The 21,248-nt window shown below is 36.2% G+C and carries 15 protein-coding genes, 1 tRNA gene and 1 pseudogene; 3 read left to right on the top strand and 14 right to left on the bottom strand.

The window, feature by feature from the left end; all coding sequences use genetic code 11:
- From BOQ64_RS22115 to BOQ64_RS22095, 5 genes and pseudogenes are all read right to left on the bottom strand, one after another.
- A partial coding sequence (locus BOQ64_RS22115) for a T9SS type A sorting domain-containing protein (protein WP_164975866.1) occupies positions 1-1,528 on the bottom strand: 1,528 nt, incomplete at its 3' end.
- A gap of 271 nt (positions 1,529-1,799) precedes the next feature.
- Entirely contained in the window at positions 1,800-3,257 is a 1,458-nt protein-coding gene (locus BOQ64_RS22110) for a TolC family protein (protein WP_129058781.1), read from the bottom strand.
- Positions 3,229-6,420: an efflux RND transporter permease subunit gene (locus tag BOQ64_RS22105; RefSeq protein WP_129058780.1), complete on the bottom strand. Its 3,192-nt coding sequence runs from the start codon at positions 6,418-6,420 to the stop codon at positions 3,229-3,231. Before BOQ64_RS22105 ends, BOQ64_RS22110 begins: the two co-directional genes overlap by 29 nt.
- A 21-nt stretch (positions 6,421-6,441) precedes the next feature.
- Positions 6,442-7,523: pseudogene (locus tag BOQ64_RS22100) on the bottom strand (efflux RND transporter periplasmic adaptor subunit).
- A gap of 146 nt (positions 7,524-7,669) precedes the next feature.
- Positions 7,670-8,056: a hypothetical protein gene (locus BOQ64_RS22095; protein ID WP_129058778.1), complete on the bottom strand. Its 387-nt coding sequence runs from the start codon at positions 8,054-8,056 to the stop codon at positions 7,670-7,672.
- A gap of 611 nt (positions 8,057-8,667) precedes the next feature.
- On the opposite strand from BOQ64_RS22095, the gene BOQ64_RS22090 reads away from it, so the two are divergent.
- Together BOQ64_RS22090 and BOQ64_RS22085 are read left to right on the top strand one after the other, a co-directional pair.
- Positions 8,668-9,060, top strand: coding sequence for a hypothetical protein (locus BOQ64_RS22090; protein ID WP_129058777.1), 393 nt, complete (start codon positions 8,668-8,670; stop codon positions 9,058-9,060).
- A gap of 42 nt (positions 9,061-9,102) precedes the next feature.
- A complete protein-coding gene (locus BOQ64_RS22085; protein ID WP_129058776.1) occupies positions 9,103-9,534 on the top strand; it encodes an META domain-containing protein in 432 nt (143 codons plus the stop codon).
- Positions 9,535-9,605: 71 nt separating this feature from the next.
- On the opposite strand, the gene BOQ64_RS22080 is transcribed toward BOQ64_RS22085, so the two are convergent.
- From BOQ64_RS22080 to BOQ64_RS22045, 8 genes are all read right to left on the bottom strand, one after another.
- Positions 9,606-10,643 (bottom strand): NAD(P)/FAD-dependent oxidoreductase, encoded by a 1,038-nt coding sequence (locus tag BOQ64_RS22080; RefSeq protein ID WP_129058775.1) that lies wholly within the window; start codon positions 10,641-10,643, stop codon positions 9,606-9,608.
- Positions 10,644-10,697: 54 nt separating this feature from the next.
- A complete protein-coding gene (gldN, locus tag BOQ64_RS22075) occupies positions 10,698-11,636 on the bottom strand; it encodes a gliding motility protein GldN (RefSeq protein WP_129058774.1) in 939 nt (312 codons plus the stop codon).
- 20 nt (positions 11,637-11,656) lie between these two features.
- The gene (locus tag BOQ64_RS22070; protein ID WP_129058773.1) at positions 11,657-13,249 is read right to left on the bottom strand and encodes a GldM family protein; all 1,593 of its coding nucleotides are present in this window, start codon (positions 13,247-13,249) and stop codon (positions 11,657-11,659) included.
- 53 nt (positions 13,250-13,302) lie between these two features.
- On the bottom strand, positions 13,303-13,995 hold the full coding sequence (gene gldL, locus BOQ64_RS22065; RefSeq protein WP_065396532.1) for a gliding motility protein GldL: 693 nt from the start codon (positions 13,993-13,995) through the stop codon (positions 13,303-13,305).
- Positions 13,996-14,056: 61 nt separating this feature from the next.
- Positions 14,057-15,478 (bottom strand): gliding motility lipoprotein GldK, encoded by a 1,422-nt coding sequence (gene gldK, locus BOQ64_RS22060; RefSeq protein ID WP_129058772.1) that lies wholly within the window; start codon positions 15,476-15,478, stop codon positions 14,057-14,059.
- Positions 15,479-15,586: 108 nt separating this feature from the next.
- The gene (glmS, locus tag BOQ64_RS22055; protein WP_129058771.1) at positions 15,587-17,440 is read right to left on the bottom strand and encodes a glutamine--fructose-6-phosphate transaminase (isomerizing); all 1,854 of its coding nucleotides are present in this window, start codon (positions 17,438-17,440) and stop codon (positions 15,587-15,589) included.
- 32 nt (positions 17,441-17,472) lie between these two features.
- On the bottom strand, positions 17,473-19,101 hold the full coding sequence (locus tag BOQ64_RS22050; RefSeq protein ID WP_129059861.1) for a DUF4270 family protein: 1,629 nt from the start codon (positions 19,099-19,101) through the stop codon (positions 17,473-17,475).
- Positions 19,102-19,114: 13 nt separating this feature from the next.
- Complete coding sequence (locus BOQ64_RS22045) at positions 19,115-19,885, bottom strand: glycogen/starch synthase (protein ID WP_068939743.1); 771 nt, start codon at positions 19,883-19,885, stop codon at positions 19,115-19,117.
- A gap of 171 nt (positions 19,886-20,056) precedes the next feature.
- On the opposite strand from BOQ64_RS22045, the gene panC reads away from it, so the two are divergent.
- Positions 20,057-20,905, top strand: coding sequence for a pantoate--beta-alanine ligase (gene panC, locus BOQ64_RS22040; RefSeq protein WP_129059859.1), 849 nt, complete (start codon positions 20,057-20,059; stop codon positions 20,903-20,905).
- A 236-nt stretch (positions 20,906-21,141) separates the two neighbouring features.
- On the opposite strand, the gene BOQ64_RS22035 is transcribed toward panC, so the two are convergent.
- Positions 21,142-21,214, bottom strand: a tRNA-Lys gene (locus BOQ64_RS22035).
- Between the last annotated feature and the right edge of the window lie 34 nt (positions 21,215-21,248).

The following is a 21,248-nucleotide window of genomic DNA, read 5'->3' as shown; positions in this document are numbered from 1 at the left end:
TTTTAGTCACTCTATTCTTCGTTTTAAAGTTCTGAAGCTGTCTTCCGCTCATATCATACAGCATAATATCAGCTTCTTTGAAATCATAGCCAATTTCTACGTAAGCATAGTCTGAAACTGGGTTTGGATAGATCTTGATGTCATATTTTTCTATCAGATCATTCACCTGCTTATCTCCCAGCTTTACAATCTTCCAGTTCTCCTTGCCTAATTCTTTAGCACTCGTTCCGGCTAGAACAATAGAACCGTCTTTATTTAATTTTACATCTGAAAGCCGTTCTTCTTTTTGTCGGGATTCTCCTACTACATGCTTTCGCCACTGTTCATTTCCGTTGCCATCTAAATACAGCATCCAGAAAGTTTCATCATCTTTTTCTATTCTTCCTTCGGCCTGAGTGTAACCACCTAATAAAATTCCTTTTGAGGATTTGCCATCTGCAGAATGAATCACGCTTGCTCCCATCAGAATATCACGATTCTTGAAATTATAAGACTTTTGCCACTGTTCATCTCCTCTTTCATTTAAAGAAATCAGCCATAGGTCTGTTCCTTCTTCAATCCCTACCGTTTTGTTACCGGATCTTTCGGAACGGGATTCGCCACCGATTATGTAACCGTTTGAAGTTAAAGCCAAGGTTCTGATATGATCGTCTCCTTTCCCCCCAAAGTTCTTTTCCCATTCTACTTTCCCGGTTTTATCCAGTTTGATGATCCAGTAGTCTCCTTCACCGAAATTTTCTGTGGATTTTGCGGTGCGGGATACGGGATGCGAGGTACGAGATTCGGAAGATGATGTGCTTCCACGGGGAGTATCACCTGATCCCGAAACACGAACCTCGGAACTCCTTGAGTAAATTCCCAATAGGGCTCCACCATCCTTTGTTGGAATCATTTTCTCCACTTCATCCAACCCTTTTCCCCCTAAGACAAGTTGTGAGAGTTCTTTTCCATCTTTGTCGAGTCTGGTGATCCATACATCTTTGGAACCATAACCTTTGGATGAGTTCTGTACATTTCCGGCTACAAAAAAGCCCAGATCGGTAGTCTGAATCACTGCTCTTGCTTCTTCATCGGAACTTGTTCCTAAGGTTTTCTGCCATAGCTCATCTCCAAATTCATTAATTCTGATCAGCCAGATATCTGATCCGCCTTTGGAATCGTCTTTCTTATCCAATCCTTTTCCGGAATACGATGTTCCCGCCAAGAGAAATCCTCCATCCTGAGTAGATACTGTAGCAGAGAGATAATCATGGTTATTGCCTGAGAAATATTTTTCCCAGGATTCTTCTCCCTGTTGGTTCAGTTTAACCAGGTGGAAATCGTAACCGTTATTCTGTCTGCTTCCCTGTTGGAGTTTGTCACTCTGTATTGAGCTTCCTGTGATCAAATACTGCTGATCTATTGTTGTAGTGACCTGACTTAGAAAATCCTGAGTTGAGGATTTGATATCTTTTTGCCAGAGAACTTCCTGAGCTGACAGCCCAAGAATGGTGCATACAGTACATGCACTGAGATAAATCTTTTTCATTCCCGTGTTATTTTTGAGTTTAATGATTAGCTTTTTAAATTGGTACAAATTTAACTTTTTTTAGTTCACACAAATCACATGAATGCGATTTAATATAAAATATTTCTAATCATGAGGATATCTTATTACATTTTTATCACCTCACATTATCTTCTACAAAGCTAATACAGCATTGCGACAGAAGCTGTCGTAACAAAAACAAAAAAGGGCCAGCCCCGAAGAGCCAACCCTCAAAACATTAACTGTTTACTGATTGAATTATGATGTTTCTTTATTTCCAGCCACCACCCAGGCTTTTATAGATATCCACTACGGTACTTAACTGTTTTTGTTTCGCTTCTATAAGTTCCATTTTAGCATCCAAAGCATCTCTTTGATTCAGAAGAACCTCAAGATAATCTGCTCTGGAATTCCTGAACAACTGGTTCGCAATATCAATAGACTGATCCAGGGCTTTTGTTTCCTGAGATTTCAACTGATAATACTGGTCTATATTTTTAATCTTCGACATCAGATTGGCTACGTCCAGATAAGCATTTAAAATAGTTTTATCATATTCATATAATGCCTGTACCTGTTTAGCATCTGCTGTCTGAAAGTTAGCCTTGATAGCGCTTTTATTAATCAATGGACCCGCCAGCTCACCTACAAGGTTATATGCAATAGATTCCGGCATTTTTACCAGATAAGAAGGCTTAAATGCTTCCAATCCTAAGGTTGCAGAAATTTCCAATGATGGATAAAACTCTTTTCTTGCTGCCTCTACATCAAGCTTTGAAGCCTTTAATTCCAATTCTGCCTGCTTAATATCAGGACGATTAGCCAGCAATTGTGAAGGAATTCCCGTATAAACCGTTGGCGGAATAGTTGACATAAAGTTTTCCTTTGTTCTAACAATCGGCTGTGGATACCTTCCTAACAGAGCATTAATCTCGTTTTCCTTTTCCGTAATCTGTTGGCGAATGGTATATTCTGAAGCTTTAGATTTTGCTAATTCTGCTTCAAATTTCTTTACCGCCAATTCTGTTGCAGCAGCTGCCTCTTTCTGAATTTTGGAAACTTCCAATGCCCTTTGCTGAAGTTTGATATATTGTTGAATAATATCCAATTGATTATCAAGAGCTAATAATTCATAGTAATTATCTGCAACTTCCTCAATAAGATTAGAAAGAACAAAGTTTTTCCCTTCTACTGTAGAAAGATAATGAGCCACTGCAGACTCTTTTTCTGTTCTTAATTTTTTCCAGATATCAATTTCCCAGTTAGCCATTAAACCTCCTTCAAAATTTCCAAGGGGATCTGGCATTTCTCTTCCCGGTTCTATTTCTGTGGTAGCATCTCCGGCTCCTTCACTTGTATAACGGCCAGCTTTTTTTAATCCGGCTCCTATTCCGGCAGAAACCGTTGGAGTAAGCCTACCCTTTTTTGCTAAAACCCCACTTTTGGCAATTTCAATTTCCTGAAGCGTAATCATAAGCTCCTGGTTATTCTTTAAGGCTGTTTCAATAAGGCTTACCAGATTTGGATCAGTAAAAAACTGTCTCCACGGAGTAGTTCCACTGTTATTATTTGCATCCTGTGGTTCTTCCTGATTGAAGTTCTGAGGTATATTTGTTTTTACCTCGTCTTTTATGACGGTCGCCATTGGAGCCTTACAACTTGCTAAAACAAGAGATAAGGCAATGGCTGTTATGATATTTTTAGTCTTCGAATTTTCCATCGTGTTCATAAGGTTCAGTTTGTTCTGTTAAAGGATTTTCTTCTTCATATCTTGCCAGCCTGGATTTTTCAGCAATGGTTCCGAAGATGTAATATAATCCTGGAATAATCATCAGTCCGAAAACAGTTCCAATTAACATACCCCCGGCTGCTGCAGTTCCAATTGTACGGTTTCCTATTGCTCCGGGGCCTGTTGCCACTACTAACGGAATTAATCCCGCAACAAAAGCAAATGATGTCATCAGAATCGGACGGAAACGAATAGCAGCTCCTTCAATGGCAGCTTTTGCTACCGGAATTCCTTCTTCCGCTTTCTTCTGTACAGCAAATTCAACAATCAATACAGCATTCTTACCTAAAAGCCCAATAAGCATTACCATAGCTACCTGAGCGTAGATATTGTTTTCCAATCCTAATAATTTCAGGCATAAAAAAGCTCCGAAAATACCTGTAGGAAGAGATAAGATCACCGGTAAAGGAAGAATAAAACTTTCATACTGTGCAGAAAGAATCAGATACACAAATCCAAGACATACCAGGAAGATAAATACCGCTTCATTTCCACGGCTTACTTCATCTTTGGAAATCCCCGCCCAGTCAATACCAAAACCTCTCGGAAGTGTTTTATCCGCCACTTCCTGAATCGCTTTAATCGCCTGTCCACTACTGTATCCCGGTGCCGGAGTTCCACTTACCTCTGCTGAGTTATACATATTATGTCTTGTAATCTCAGACAATCCGTATACTTTTTCAAGATGCATAAAGTCTGAATAAGGCACCATCTGATCTTTATCATTCTTTACATACAGTTTTAAAAGATCTGTTGGCAATGCACGGTATTGAGGTCCTGCCTGAACAATCACCTTATAAGGCCTGTCGAAACGGATAAAACTGGTTTCATAGTTTGAACCGATAAGGGTTGACAGATTATCCATAGCTTTTGCAATGGTAACGCCCTTCTGTTCTGCAAGATCATTATCCACACGAAGCATATACTGAGGGAAACTGGCAGAGTAGAACGTAAATGCAGACCCAAGTTCCGGACGCTTTTTCAGTTCCTTCACAAAATCATTACTCACCTGCTCCATTTTATGATAATCACCGCTTCCCGCTTTATCCAGCAGACGAAGCTCAAAACCTCCTGCCGCTCCATACCCTGGAATAGATGGCGGTTGGAAGAATTCAATATTGGCTCCCGGAATATTCTTGGCTTTTTCTTCCAGCTTTTCAATAATTTCAGCCGCAGACTCTTTACGTTCATCCCAACTTTTAAGGTTGATCAAACAGGTTCCTGAGTTGGATCCGGTTCCCTCTGTTAAAATCTCATAACCAGCCAATGAAGAAACAGATTTTACCCCATCAACATCTTCAGATTCCCTCAATAATTCTTTGGCAATCTGATTCGTTCTTTCCAAAGTAGATCCTGGCGGAGTCTGAATAATTGCATAAATCATCCCTTGGTCTTCAGCCGGAATAAATCCTGAAGGAAGTGAGTTACTCAGGAAGAATGTACAGGCACAGAATGCTAATAATAATGGTAATGTAATTCCTTTTTTGGTAACTGTCTTCTTCAGCATCCCTTCATATTTCCCAGCACCTTTTGTAAACAGGTTATTGAATTTATCAAGGAAAATCGTAATTGGTGTTCTCTTTTTAGCTTTTCCGTGGTTGTTTTTCAGGATTAAAGCACATAATGCCGGTGTTAAGGTTAAAGCCACAACCCCCGATAGAATAATGGACGATGCCATCGTAATCGAGAACTGACGGTAAAATACACCAACCGGTCCGGACATAAACGCAATCGGAATAAATACAGAAGCCATTACCAGAGTAATTGCGATAATTGCACCGCTGATCTCATGCATTGCTTCTTCCGTAGCTTTCAAAGGGGAAAGGTTCTTCTCTTCCATCTTGGCATGGACGGCTTCAATAACTACAATAGCATCATCTACCACAACCCCAATAGCCATTACCAAGGCAAAAAGCGAGATCATATTCAAGGTAATTCCAAATGCTGACATCACAGCAAAGGTTCCTACCAATGAAACCGGAACCGCTAATGCAGGAATTAAAGTTGAACGCCAATCTCCAAGGAAAAGGAATACCACGATAGCTACCAGTATAAAGGCTTCAAATAAGGTATGAATTACTTTTTCCATTGAAGCATCCAGGAATCTGGAAACGTCATAACTGATATCATAATGCATTCCTTTCGGGAAGTTATTTTTTTCAAGATCAGCCATTAATGCTTTTACATTCTTAATAACATCACTTGCATTAGATCCATAAGACTGTTTCACGGTAATTGCTGCAGAAGGCTTTCCGTTCAATGTGGAATAAATATCATACATTGAACTTCCGAACTCAATATCTGCAACATCTTTCAATCGTATTGATTCACCATCCGGTTTGGCTCTTAGGATGATATTTCCATAATCTTTTTCATTATTAAAACGACCCGGATATTTCAATACATATTCAAATGACTGAGAACGTTTTCCTGAGCTTTCTCCGGTTTTTCCCGGAGACGCTTCCAAACTCTGATCATTCAGAGATTCCATCACTTCATCTGCTGAAATGTTATACGCTGTTAACCTATCCGGTTTAAGCCAGATACGCATTGCATATTCACGTGTTCCCAAAATATCAGCAAAACCAACTCCACTTACCCTTCTCAATTCAGACATTACGTTGATATCTGCATAATTGAAAAGGAACTTCTGATCGGCTTTCGGATCATCACTGTACAGGTTAATGTACATCAACATATTGGGTTCTTCACGGGTAATTTTAACCCCTTCACGAACTACCAGAGGTGGTAATTTATTAACTACAGAAGATACACGGTTTTGAACGTTTACCGCTGCAACGTTAGGGTCAGTTCCTAGGTCAAATACCACCTGAATAGAGGCTTCTCCATCGTTTCCGGCATCCGAGGTCATATATTTCATACCAGGAACCCCATTTAGCCCTCTTTCCAGAGGAATAACAACAGATTTAATCAATAGTTCGTTGTTGGCTCCGGGATATTCTGCGGTAATATTTACTTTAGGCGGAGAAATAGAGGGAAACTGAGTCACCGGAAGTTTTACCAATGACAGAATCCCCATAAACACAATAATCAATGAGATTACAATAGACAGAACGGGTCTGCGGATGAATTTCTTAAACATACTACTTCACTTTAGAGACCACTACTCTGCTTTTAATTTCAATGACTGAAGGACTTTTCTAGGATCCTGGAATTTTGTTTTCACTTTTTGGTCATCCTTCACCTTCTGAACACCTTCCAAAAGAATCTGATCTCCTTTTGAAATTCCGGAAGCTACCACATATAAGTCAGGAAGTTCGTAAGCAATTTTAATATTTCTGGATTTCGCAGTACCGTTTTTATCGATAACAAATACATACTTCTGATCCTGAATTTCATACGTAGCCTTCTGAGGAATAATGAGCGCATTGTGAACTGGCATCGTCATCTGTACTTTTCCGGTTTCTCCGTTTCTCAAAAGCTTATCTGGGTTAGGAAACTTGGCACGGAAGGCAATATTTCCGGTTTCATTATCAAACTCTCCTTCAATAGTCTGAATTTCTCCTTTTTGAGAATAAGTTTCACCATTGGCAGTAATCAGAGATACCTGATTGCTTCCTCTATCTGCTGCGTGAGTCTGGTAACTGAGATATTCCGGCTCAGAAACATTGAAATACGTATAGATACTTGTATTGTCTGACAAGGATGTCAACAGATCACCTTCATCTACTAAGCTTCCTAATTTCAAAGGAATTCTGTTGATAATTCCTGAAAACGGAGCTTTAATATCTGTAAAAGACAAATGAATCTGTGCCAGTTTCATTTCAGCATTGGCTGCATCCAGTTTCGCTTTAGCCATTGCTTTTTCGTTTTTGGATACGATATTGTTTCCAGCTAATGTGCTGGCATTTTTCAGTTCAATAGAAGCCTGTTCTACTTCTGCTTTTGCTTTTAATAATTCTGCCTGATACAGTTTAGGCATAATACGAAACAGAGTTTGTCCTGCTTGTACATATTGCCCTTCATCCACAAAAATTTTCTCAAGGAATCCTTTTTCCTGTGCTCTTACTTCAATGTTTTTTACAGACTGAATCTGAGCTACATATTCCTTATTAATTACAGTGTCCATCACTACCGGAGATGTTACCGGATAAGTGGTTGCTTCTTCTTTTTCCTCTTTTTCTTATTGCAGCTTACAGCCAGTAAAAGGACACTAAGTGCAATACCTGAGGCAACTCTTTTTATCATAATTCTAGAGTTTTATAAATCGTTAATGTTTTGATAGAAATAAATGGTAATAGAGAATAGCGCAATGTGATGATTACCAGCATACACAACGCAGAGCATCCCCACCTGAAATCAGGCAGAAACGTATTGAAAAAAATGAAATTTTAAATTCTTATGGAACGGATCAGAATAAACTTTTTGGCCGTAAGCCCCCAAATAAAACCGTGAATATCCGGTCTGAACTGTTTATTACTTTTTAATCCGAAAATATAGATCAGGCTAAAAACCCCGGCAAATACAACAATCGCCTGAAATACATCAGACAGCTGAAAGTCATTTTCCGTAAGCTCTAAAGTTGAACTGTCTATGGAATCTGCCATCTGCTGAATAGATAGTTTTTCAAAAGTCTGATTCAGCTTATTAGCTCTTTTAGGAAGATGATGAGAAACATGACCGGAATAGTCATTTCGCAGCGTTTTAACGTTCAATCTACTTTCTACTACAAATAGCAGAAAAAGACCGGTTAAAAAATATACTATAAAGTTTCTCATTTTGAAGTCGCAAATGTACACTTAGATTATTATATCATCATAATAGATTAACAAAATTTAACGCTTCTTTAAATAACCTGAATTCAAAAACTTATCAAATATTAAATATCATGAAAAACAGACATTTACAAGTAACTGATGTTTTTATCAATACAATATTATCACTTGATTCTCTCTTTTCTGGCTGAGTTAAGTCTTGTTTTCAGACATTTTTTGTTAACAGATTTATAATTTTTGAAAAATAGTAACGCGAAAACTAAACTTTATCATGATTTCGAATTATTAATATAAGCATATTGTTATTCTCTCTTTTTTGAATTATTTTTGCAAAAAATTTAAACAACAAATGAACAACGTAAAACCTTCCCTCTATACAACTGATAATAAATCGGTTAAAAAACCAGTTTCAACCTCTTCAATCCCAAATTTCTTACAATAAATAATCAGTTTCTGTTTCACTGAAGAATGTTTTAAAAAAATCAAACAAACGTTGACAAATAAAAACATATTGTTAGTTTATGAAAAATTAACATATATTTATTAAAAATATTTGTAATTTTATATAGTATTAACACCATAATTCATGAAACACTTTAAAATCACTTATCATTATGAAAAAATTATTAACAACAGTCCTTTTGGGACTGGCAGTTCTTTCCTCAACAGCGTGTAAACACCCCGGAAAAGATGCAGAAACCGTTACCGCTGCTACTCCAGAAAATACAGATGACATTTCAAAAAATGTTTATGTTGACAGCTATGGAGAAAAAATAGAAGTTACAATCAACCGCTCTAAAAATACAGCAACGATACATTTAAACGGTAAAACTTATGACCTTAAAAAAAGTGCTGCTTTACCAGAGTATACAGCCTCTAATGAAGAGTATCAATACTCTGAAATTAAAGGAAATATCACTTTTTTAAAAAAGAATGTAGATATGGTGCTTTTCCATCTTAAACAGGCAAAAAAAGAATCAGGTCCTGCAAAAATGGCATCGTATTAGCATATGTACACAAAGTAAAAGTAAAATTAAAATTTAAAATTTATGAAAAGCTTGTATTACTATTTATCCGCTCTTTTCCTGGCTGTATTTCTTGTTTCTTGCCAAACACAGACTGCACAGAAACCAACAACAGATATTACAGGAAAAAAATGGAAATTAACAGAGCTTAACGGTAAGCCGATTGAATTAAAGAACACAAAAAACAATCCTTATTTCAAACTTAACATGGAGGGAATGAGATATGAAGGTCATGCAGGATGTAATGGATTGGGTGGTACTTTTGAAATCAAGCAGGATGTGATGAGAATCAAATTCAATCAGGGAATGTCTACCATGATGGCTTGTGAGGATCTTGATATCGAAAATCAGTTTACAAAAGCAATCCTTGCTGCAGACAACTATTCTGTTAACGGAAACACGCTGACATTGAATAAAGCAAGAATGGCTCCTTTAGCCAAATTTGTTCTTGAATAAGAAAAAATAATTAGATTTAATATAAAAAGACGTCCTTGTATAGGGACGTCTTTTTTATTTATCATTTCAGATTATGATTTAAAGCGATTCAATGAAACTTCTTCATGCAATGGAATACCTTCTTCCATAAAACGGAACAGGTCTCTTGCAAAATAGCACCCGTTCAGAATCCCTCTTGCACCAAGTCCATTAAAAACATATAAATTATTATAGGTTTCATGTCTTCCAATAATTGGTCTTCGGTCTTTTACCGTAGGTCTGAATCCAAAATTCACTTCTTTTACTTCAAAATCATAAGGATAGAATTCTGAAAGTCCATTTACTAACTGATTAACAGCCGAATCATCAATATGATGGTGTAACTGTTCCCGATCATAAGTTCCTCCGTAGAAATAAAGTCCATTTCCTGTTGGGAAAAGGAAATGCTTCTTTTTAATGGTTATATTTTCCGGAATAGGTTGAGAAAGTTCAACTTTAATGTGATGCCCTTTATTGGGATTTACTGTGATATCTGAAAAATAAGGATTGTCTTTCACTCCCATTCCTTCACAGAAAATAATATTTTTGAAATTAAAATCTTTGTAAGTTGTTTCTGATGGATTCAATTTGGCGTATTCAAACTTTTCACTGATAAGAAATCCATTTTTTTCAAAATAATTGAATAAACCAGTGAAAAATCCATTAACATTCAATCTGGCAGACTGATTTACCTTTCCTGCAAGAAAATCGTTTTTTACCACATTTAAAGACTCAAATTTTTCATCTAAAAAATTAGATAATTCTTCGTTTCCAGATTTTTTAAGCCAAAGTTTCTGTTCATTTTCATCATGAAAGATTCTATGAATAGAGGCATCTATCAAATAGTTTTCACCAGTATATGATTCTATTTCTTTTAAACTGTCCTTCAGAAAGTCAATTTGCTCCTGAGCTTTCCAGAATGTGGTAAACTTTTTAAGAACTACAGGGTTGATAATCCCCGCTGAAACCTGTGAGGCACTTTTTCTTCCCTCAGAAAAGATCACAAAGGATTTATTATTCTTTATCAGCTGATGAGCTAAAAAAAGCCCTGCATATCCGTCTCCTACAATAATATAATCTACATTTCTCATAATAAAAAAACCTGAGTAAAAATACTCAGGTTTTCTATAAATATCAAGTGAAATTTAGTAATTCCACATATCATTTTCCATTTCAAGGATTTGCGACTTGATTCTATCGCTTTCTTCTAACTGATCATCAGCATCTTTAGGAATATAGTCCTTAATAGTACCGTCTCCTAAACCGCTTGAAGATTTGTAGATTACAGAAGAGAATCTTCTTGCATTGATGATATCATCAAAAGACAGATCTGCAGAAGAGTTTTTTCTATTGTAAACATAATTGTTTGCTAAGATATCTCTCGCATTCGGATAGAAAATCCAGAATAGGTCGATAAGATCATCATTGCTTGCAATTGGCTTACCATCTGGACCTATAACTCCCTGTACTGCTGGATCTGGTCCCATTGCTGCAATACCAAGAGGTCTGTATTTCATCTGTCCGTCTCTCTTATCTACGAACCACATACCCATAATTTTAAGAACTTTTACTTTCTCAGTAGTCGTCTTAAATACATCGGTATATTCTTTTTTCTCCTGTTCTGTTAATTGTCTTCCAGAGTTTAGAATATCGATAGCTGCATCGTTGATTCTAACGTTCTCCAATCTTTTCTGGATTCCTTCCGGTGAAAGCTTTAAAGTAAAGTTTTCATCATCATACACCTGCTCAATTTTACCACTTAAAGCTGCATCTAACAGTAACTGGTATAGAGATCTTGTTGGTGTAGAAAGAAGACCATCAGGGTTATCATAGTAAAATGGCTGATTGATTTTATCATTCATATCAATGATTTCCCAAACAAACATACTTTTAAGAATGTCTTTGTCTTCCACAAATCCATATTCAAGAGGCTTTACTGTTTTATCAATAATAGTATCACCAACTTTTTGTTTGTTCTCCGCTCTCATGTTTCTGAATTCTTCTGGAGAAGAAGCGTTCAGAATAGTCTGGGAAAATGCAAATCCCGAAACTAATACTAAAAGGGTGCTAATATATTTTTTCATAATAAATTACAATTTTAGTCCTATTGAACATTAATAATTATAGGAGTAATGTTTTTAATCTGTTGACCTTCCAATCCTTGAGCTGTTGCTTTGATATCGAAGATAGATACTACATCTCCTGCTCTCAGATTCTTGATTAATCCTGCTGCTTCACTTAATGTATTTCCGTGGATCAATAGTGCTGCTCTACCAGGTACTCTTACCATGAACTGTGTTACGTTAAACGAAACAGGGAAGTCGAAATCAGGAATAGCAGCCTGTACAGATTGGTTAGGAATAGAAGTTGCCGGCATCGACAATACATTCTGTCCTCTCATCTGCCCTTGTGGTGGCGGAACATTCTTAATTCTATATTCAAATACCTGAGATACTGTTTTTCCGTAAGGATCAATTCCAGATAATGTAATTTTCACTGTAGTCCCTGTTGAAGGTTTTACAATCCATTTACCAGGTCCTGTATTTCTTACAGTAGCTCCCGGAGCTGATAATGAAAGTTTAGAGTTGTCTGCACCTAAGATAGATCCAGATACAGGGTTCTCCAATCCTCTATACATTACATTCATCTTATCAGCAGAAAGTAATAATCCTTTTTCAAGTTTTACTTCTCTAGGTCCTGCAATTACATTATAAGTATGCGTCCAAGGGAAAGATTGTGGCTTACCTGAAGCATCCGTTAATGTGATTGTACCAGATAATTTATGTTCTCCGATACCTGCTCCTGAAATAGGAATAATACCTTTACCATTTTCCTGCTTGCTTACTCCGGAAATGCTGATCTTATTACTGTTAGAATAAGTACCCAACATTACTTTTACTTCAGCCTGCTTACCTGCCTGAATATCTGTAGGTCCGGAAACAATAGGCTCATAGCTTGTAAATTTGATACTCGCATCTACTTTTTCCTGAAGCATTAAAGCTAATGCATCAGACTGTACATTTCTGGCATCATTTTGGATAATTTCCAAATTAGATATAGCAGCAATGAGTGGCTGATGATAAAATTTATTTTGGAACCAAGTTTTCTCATTTGGAGATTTTCCTTTAGGGTATTCTGCAATAAGAGACCTGTTAGCTCTCTCAACTAAATCAACTAGCTGAGGGTTCTTACCAAAAGTAGTATTAATATAATTTCTTACATCATCAATTTTACCTTTTAAATCTAAAGCATTTTTTGATGGTGAATTTTCGTCTCCTTCTTTAAAGAAATATTCAGTAGTTGCTTCGTTGTTGTTTAGCGCAGCGAAGTTTTCACTTACATCAATCTCTTTTCCGGTTTTAGGATCTTTATCATGAAACTCAGATTGTTTTTTTAACAGATCTTTGATCTCCTGAGCATGTTTCACCAATGCATCAATCTTGGATTTTAAGGTTTTATAATCTTCCCAAGGTTTTGCATAAGTATCCGGAACCTGTTGAGCTTTAGCTTCCAGTGTTTTTTCAAAAATCTTTTCGTTTTTATTTTCCGTTAAACGTCTTGTTTCGTTTAAGGCTATTGTTGAATCATAATATGATCTGATGATTTCTGCATCAATGTTTAGGGCCATCATCGCGATGAACACCAGATACATCAGGTTGATCATCTTCTGACGAGGGGTCTGTTTTCCTTGTGCCATTCTCTTTTCTTTGTTTTTTGATTAAATAGTTTAAGTTCAGAAATGGTTAGGAATTAAGACTTCATAGCAGTTAGCATACCACCATAAACTCTATTTAAGTTATTAAGATTAGATGTTAAACCTTGTAGCTCTTGATTGAATTTTTCAGAATGTTCAACAGATTTCTGCATGTCAGAAACATATTTAGTAGCAAATTCTGCCTGTTTCTTACCGCTTTCCAACTGCATTGCATATAATGCATTCATACTTTCCATATGCTGAGCAGCCTTGTTCAACTGATCATTATATTTATGAGTAGAAGCAGAAACGTCAACAGTTTGGTTGATTTGATCTACAGAACTTGAAAACTTGTCAATTCCAGTTCTTAGTCTTTCAAATAATTGAACATCTAATCTTGCATCTTCAAGCATTTTATCCAATTTAGTAGAAAGAGAATTTTCAAGTTCAGCAAATTGGTTACCTGTATTTCTAGTGGTTACATTTGAGTGTAATGGATTTGGGTTAGCATGTTTATCTAATAGTTCAGGATAAACATTTTCCCAAGCATAAGACTCTTCAGTTTTTGGAGGGTCAAATGCAAAGATGATAAAGATAATCGCCTCTGTAATAAGCCCTACAGTAAGAGCAATATTACCGTTAATTGGTCCCAGGGTTATGTGAGTAATTTTAAGCCAAGCTCCAAGAATTACAATTGCAGCACCGAATGAATAGAAGAAATTCATCCAAGCATCTTTCGTCTTAAACATATTGAGTTAGTTTTTTTAATGTTAAATAAAATTGTATTGAAAAATAATTGTTTTGGTTTTGTTATCTGTTAACTCTTCTTGGCTTAACAGCTGCTTCAGGAATGTCCTGTACAGTTCTAAATCCGATATAGCTTCTAGCAGAATCTTTTCTTTCCCAATCTCTGGCCCCAGTCATTAACGCATATCCTATATCTTTCCAAGATCCACCTCTTACAGATTTTTTAGTATCCTTTGTATCTTTAGTAGAAGGATTTAATGTAGAAGAGAATCCGTATGAAGAATTGTTAAATGCAGATACTGTCCACTCAGAAACGTTTCCAGCCATATCATACAACCCAAACCCATTTTTCTTAAATTTCTTAACCGGAGCTGTATATGTATAAGTACCTTTTTTCTCGTCTTCCATATAATTACCTCTCTTAGGTTTGAAGTTAGCTAAGTAGCAACCTCTGTCATCCATTAAATATGGACCTCCCCAAGGGTAAGTGGCATTTTGCATACCTCCTCTTGCAGCATATTCCCATTCAACTTCGGTAGGAAGACGGAACTGCAATGGTCTTTGTTTTTTTCTTTTTAAACTTTCGTTATAATCAGTTTTCAATTTAGATCTGAAGTTACAATAAGCTCTCGCCTGATCCCAGGTTACACCCACTACAGGGTAGTTTTTGTAAGCCTTGTGCCAGAAATACTGTTCAAACAATGGCTCATTGTAAGCAAAGTGGAAATCTTTTACCCAAACCGTAGTATCGGGATAAATCGCGATACTTTGGCTTTTCAGGTAATTGGCTCCTCTTTCGTTATCTGCAAGTGCAGCGTCCATATCTCCCCAACGGTACGTATACTTCAACTTACTTACATCTAAAATTCTTTCGTTTCCAATTCTTGAAGAAGCAGGCAAGTACATAGATTCCAGAACTTCTGCGTATTCTACATCCGGATATTTTGAAGTACTCCAGTGCAAAGGAATTTTCCAGTCTAATCTCTTGCTTGCGTCATAGGTTCCGTCTTCACGACCACCCTGACCTTCCATATATTCCTGATAAGGTGTTAAATTTTCTTCTTTTTTAGCAAGGTATGCATAATCTCCTATGCTGGCTCCTCTACGACCGCCTTCGTCGCCACCTTCTCCGGCAGCTTCAGCAAGTAGAGTTCTTGCGATAGAATCTCTTACATAGTTGATAAATACCCTGTATTCTGAGTTGGTAGTTTCTGCTTCATCCATGAAGAAAGAAGAAACAGTAACTGTCTTCAATGATGCTTTTTCAGGTGTATTTGTTGGATCCTGGTCTGCTAAACCAGCAACAAATGAACCTGCAGGAATTGCAACCATTCCGTATGGTCTTTCCGCAACAAATGATTTAGTTTTTTCTCTTGGTATCAATTCTCCTTTTGTTCCTGGCTTCCCTACAGAAGAGCTGCCACCACCTGAACAAGATACCGATGCTACCGACGCAGACAATAATAAAAGAAATATCCTTTTCATGTTAATTTTTATAATTAAGCCGTAAATATATAATTTTTTTAAGAAACTTTTAAGATTTATTTTGAAATAACGAAAGAAATCTAAATTTATTTTATTTACAACTAATTTTTATTCCACAGTTACAGATTTTGCCAAATTTCTTGGCTGATCCACGTTCGCTCCTCTGTATACTGCTATGTAATAAGCAAGCAATTGTAATGGCACTGAAGCCACAATTGGAGAGAAACATTCTGAGGTTTCAGGAATTTCAATAACATAGTCTGCCATTTCGCTAACCTGACGGTCACCTTTGTTAACAACAGCTATAATTTTTCCTTTTCTTGCTTTGATTTCCTGAACATTACTTACAATTTTATCATAGTGTCCTTTTTTAGGTGCTATAATAACAATTGGCATATTCTCATCAATCAGAGCGATTGGTCCATGCTTCATTTCCGCTGCCGGATACCCTTCTGCATGGATATAAGAAATTTCTTTTAGTTTTAATGCTCCTTCTAAGGCTGCAGGATAGTTGTATCCTCTTCCTAAGTAAAGGAAATTAGTAGCTTTCACAAAATCTTTCGCAATATTTTGAGTCAGCTCATGAGTAGTATTTAATACTTCTTCAATCTTTTTAGGAATAGCATCAAGCTCTGCAATTAAGCTCATAAATTCAGCATTTCCTAAGTTTCCATTGTGCTTACCTAATTTAAATGCAATTAAAGTAAGAATAGTTAACTGTGCTGTGAATGCTTTTGTAGAAGCTACTCCAATTTCAGGACCAGCGTGGGTATATGAACCAGCATCTGTAATTCTTGCAATAGATGAATCTACTACGTTACAGATACCATATATAAATGCACCTTTTTCTTTTGCAAGTTTTAAAGCTGCCATTGTATCTGCAGTTTCTCCTGATTGAGAGATAGCAATTACAACATCTTTATCAGTAATAATAGGGTTTCTATATCTGAATTCAGAAGCATATTCTACCTCTACCGGAATTCTTGCATATTCTTCGATAAGATACTCTCCAATAAGACCTGCGTGCCATGAAGTACCACAAGCAATGATAATAATTCTATTAGCATTTTTGAACTTTTCCACATGGTCCCAGATCCCTGCCATCTTAATCACTCCTTCATCTACAATAAGTCTTCCTCTCATTGTATCATGAATAGATTTAGGCTGTTCAAAGATCTCTTTCAGCATGAAGTGCTCATATCCGCCTTTTTCAATCTGCTCTAAGCTTAATTTAAGTTCTTGAATTTCAGGCTCAATTTTAGAATTGTCATTAATTGTTCTGATATCTACTCCATTTTCAAGAGAAATGGTAGCCATATGCCCTTCTTCAAGGTAAATAGCCTCTTTTGTAAATTCTACGAAAGGAGAAGCATCAGAAGCAATGAAATATTCTTTATCACCCAATCCGATAGCTAAAGGAGATCCTAATCTTCCCACTACCAATACTCCAGGATAGTCTTCATGAAGCACTGTGATAGCATATGCTCCATATACTTCATTTAAAGCATATCTCACAGCTGCCGGGAAATCAATTTCAGGATTAAGATCCATGAAATATTGAATAAGGTTCACCAATACTTCAGTATCTGTTTCAGACTTGAAAGTAAATCCTTTTTCTGTAAGCATCGTTTTAATGGTATCATAATTTTCAATAATACCATTGTGTACTAGTGCTATTTTTCCGTTATTTGACAAATGCGGGTGAGAATTTCTGTCGCTAGGAACTCCATGGGTAGCCCAACGGGTGTGTCCCATACCAATTTTGGCTGTTCCTTTTAATTGCTTGGAAATATTCACCAAATCCTCCACTTTACCTTTTGTTTTTTCTACTTCAAGCTTGTTGTTTGAACCTTCTAAAACAATTCCGGCACTATCATACCCTCTGTATTCCAGTCTTCTAAGACCATTAATTACGATCTCATAAGCATCCTGAAAACCTGTATATCCTACTATTCCGCACATATTTATTTTATCTTGTGTTTATTGTGTTTTATTTATTGTTTAGCTGTTGAATAAGTAACCCTAAGCTGAACTCTCTCATCCGGCTTTTTAGGATCGATAGGAGTGCTTTTAACTCCAAACAGAACAACTCTGTTCATATCAGTAGCTCTGGTTGTATAATTTGGACCATAAACACCTCCATTAGTGCTCTTCACAAATGCGCCTAAATTAAGATACAGCATTTTATCCGCAGCTAATACCTCAGGCTTTTCAACAATATCCTTAAGGGTTTGTGTGACTACGAAGTCATAATATTCATATTCAACATTTTCTATCGTTGCCTTGCCGTAAGTATACATAGGGAATCCTTTCAATAAATCCGATGTAAAGACAGGTTTTCCCTTAGCATCAACATCCGGTAGAAGTGTAAACTTACGGTCTGCCGTTACAGACTCAGCATTATTAAATGTTTTATTCTTATCTACAAATACTCTAATTTTAGCACCTACAATCCCTGCTTTTTTATCATTAAATGCTTTTTTTAAATCTTCAATTGTAGATTTTTCAATTTTCAATCCAATAGAAGCTCCTCCCATTCCCTGAACAAAAAGAGATGCATCACCATTTTTTGTATCTGCATTTTTTACTGCATCGTCAGCAGGGTAACCTCCTCTTGCATATTCATACTTTCCAACATGAGCATTAAGGCTTCCCAAATCAAAATTAAGTACAGATTGTGATCTCGTTACAGTACCATTAGCTGTTCTATCAGATTTATAGTACATGATAACTTCCATATCATTAGGAGCAAACTGGAATAGATAACCGTCAGTATTTTCAACAGAAAGTTGAATTCCTTTGAAATGTCTTGTAAAGTTAGCAGCATCCTGAAGCTTAGGATCTCCTTTTAGATCAAGTATATTTGTCTGGAAGAAAGTTTTATCCAAATTTATTCTAAAACCTAATTTACCATCAAAAACATTCAAATTATCTGATTTTTTAGTAACTGTTACAGTACTTACATATCCATCAAATATGGCTGATCCAAGCAATTTGTCTGTATTTATATTTACTTTTCCATTAGAGTAAGTGAACTCTTTTTTACTTGCATCTATGAAATCAGTAACTTCGTGTACATTAATTTTCATAGACTTAAAATCGCCATCAGTCTTACCGTATTTACGAACCGGATATGTTTTTTTCTCTATTGAAACAGCCACTTTATCATTACCAACAGGAAAATCACTTTTTTCATAAGCACCAGGTGCTATTACTTTATCTGTGAAATAATAAGTATCATCAGCAGTATTGGCTGGTGTTCTTACCACTAATACAACAGAATCTACTACTGGTTTATCTCCAAAATCAAAGCTGCTTGGCATTCTCAACTGAGTAGCATAAGATGCTTTCTGCATTCCGAACTGATCGTCTTTAAATGCTCCCAAAACAGCCACAGAAGCTCCTCCTGTAGCAAAAAGTCTTGTTGCATCACTTTTGATAGAGTCATTGTTATTGATATTGTAGGCAATAACACTATATAAATTTTCGTTACCAACTGCTGCGTCTTTATCAAAGAGCTGCTGACCAAGAGAATCCGGGTCTGGTTCACAGTTATAAAGAATTGCACTTCCGAAAACCGCCAAAAGAAGCATGGCGAAAGTCCTTTTAAGAGTATGAGTCATTAAAAATGTGTTTTTAATAAAGTTGATTTATAGAATCTACGTCAAGATACTCCGACTTTTGAGTCGCTGTTTCATTGAAAGCCTTATCAAGGTCTTCATCAAGGAATTCATCTCCTTTCACAACAGTATCCACATAGTTCATACTTTCGATAACAAAACTTTTGATCGTTGGGTTATCTAACGCTTTTAATCCTGAAATATTATCAAACTTCAGCTTTTCATCGATCTTTTTATCAAGTTCCGCTTCTTTCTCATTATATAGAGAAAGAACAATTTTCGCATCCTTGAAATAAGTATCTGATTCGTAGTAAGTTTTAAGATAAATTGGAACAAATGAAGACATCCATCCATTTAAATGAATAACATCCGGTACCCAGTTCAGTTTCTTGATGGTTTCAATTACTCCTCTTGCAAAGAAAATAGCTCTTTCGTCGTTATCATCGAAAGGGTTTCCTTCGTCATCGAAATAATATTGTTTTCTTTTGAAGTATTCTTCATTGTCTATAAAGTAAACCTGAAGTCTTTCCCCCGGAAGAGACGCTACTTTAATGATAAGTGGCTGATCCAGGTCATTGATAATAATATTCATCCCTGAAAGACGGATCACCTCATGAAGCTGGAATTTCCTCTCACTTATTTGTCCAAATCTTGGCATAAAAACTCTTACATCATTGCCCTCATTGTGCATCTTAAGCGCCATTTTGTTTACCACAGCGGCCATATTTGTATCTTCCTGGTATGGATACATCTCTGTAGTAATGTACAGTATTTTTTGATTCGGCATAAACTTTCTATCTAATTTTTGTAAAAATGCTTTAATGTGCAAAATTACAAAAAAACATCCAACATTATTTTAATTAACATTTTTTTACGAAAATTCCCTTTACCAAATTGGTAAAAACACATTTTATTATATGATATTTTTAGTATTTTTGAATAAGTATTAAAATAAACTATGGAAGTTATAAAAAACAGGAAAATCCTTCAGGATTTCATTGAAAGACAGAAGGAAATGGGAAAAAGAATTGGCTTTGCCCCTACGATGGGAGCTCTGCACAAGGGACATCTTTCCCTGTATGAAGAAGCAAAAAAGGAGAATGACCTTGTTATTTCTTCAATTTTTGTAAATCCAACCCAATTTAACAATCTTGAGGATCTTGAGAAATATCCAAGAGATGTTAACAGAGATATCCTGATTCTGGAAAAGTCTGGCTTAGTAGACGCGGTTTACATTCCTGAAGTAACAGATATTTATCCTGAAAAAGCAGAAAGCCAACATTATGATTTTGATGGCCTGGAAAATGAAATGGAAGGAAAATCCAGACCGGGACACTTTGACGGTGTAGGAACTGTTGTAGAGGAATTATTCAGACAGGTACAACCTGACAATGCTTATTTTGGAGAAAAAGATTTCCAACAACTGGCTATTATCAGAAAAATGGTTAATAAAAAACACCTTCCCGTTAATATAAAAGGTGTTCCGATTTACAGAGCTGATAACGGACTGGCGTTGAGTTCAAGAAACCAGAGACTTCATGAAGACCGAAAAGAAGCTTCTAAAATTATTTATGAAACCCTAAACAAGGTTAACGATTGGTTCAGAACAGTTAGCATTCCTGAAATCAAAGAAAGAGTAACGGATATTTTTGACGGTCAACAGGGGATGCAACTGGAATATTTTCTGATTGCGGACGAAAACACTCTACAGGAAACCGATTTTTTCTATAAAGACAGAAAATTCAGAGCTTTTATTGTAGTAGTAGTTGATGGAGTCAGATTAATTGACAATATGCATTTGGACTAGTATACGCACTACAAAGCTTATCCCTTAATAAACACACTCTGATCAATCAATGGTCAGAGTTTTTTTCAACAAAAATACAAGAGCAACAACACAAAATACTTAAAGGAAAAGCAGAATATTTTTAATACGTTTATGTCCTGTTTTAACACAAAAAATCAAAGGCCTCCGGAAGGAAGCCTTTGAAACACCAAATCACAAAATATTAATATGAAAAAATTTACTTTTCAGTAAACTTGTGACCCGGCTGGGATTCGAACCCAGGACCCATACATTAAAAGTGTATTGCTCTACCAGCTGAGCTACCGAGTCGGCCACAATTAAAATGAAATAAATTTCAATATTA

Origin of the sequence: Chryseobacterium sp. CH25 (assembly GCF_004119455.1) — a bacterium.
Classification (GTDB): domain Bacteria; phylum Bacteroidota; class Bacteroidia; order Flavobacteriales; family Weeksellaceae; genus Chryseobacterium.
This window is presented reverse-complemented; position numbering and strand designations above follow the sequence as displayed.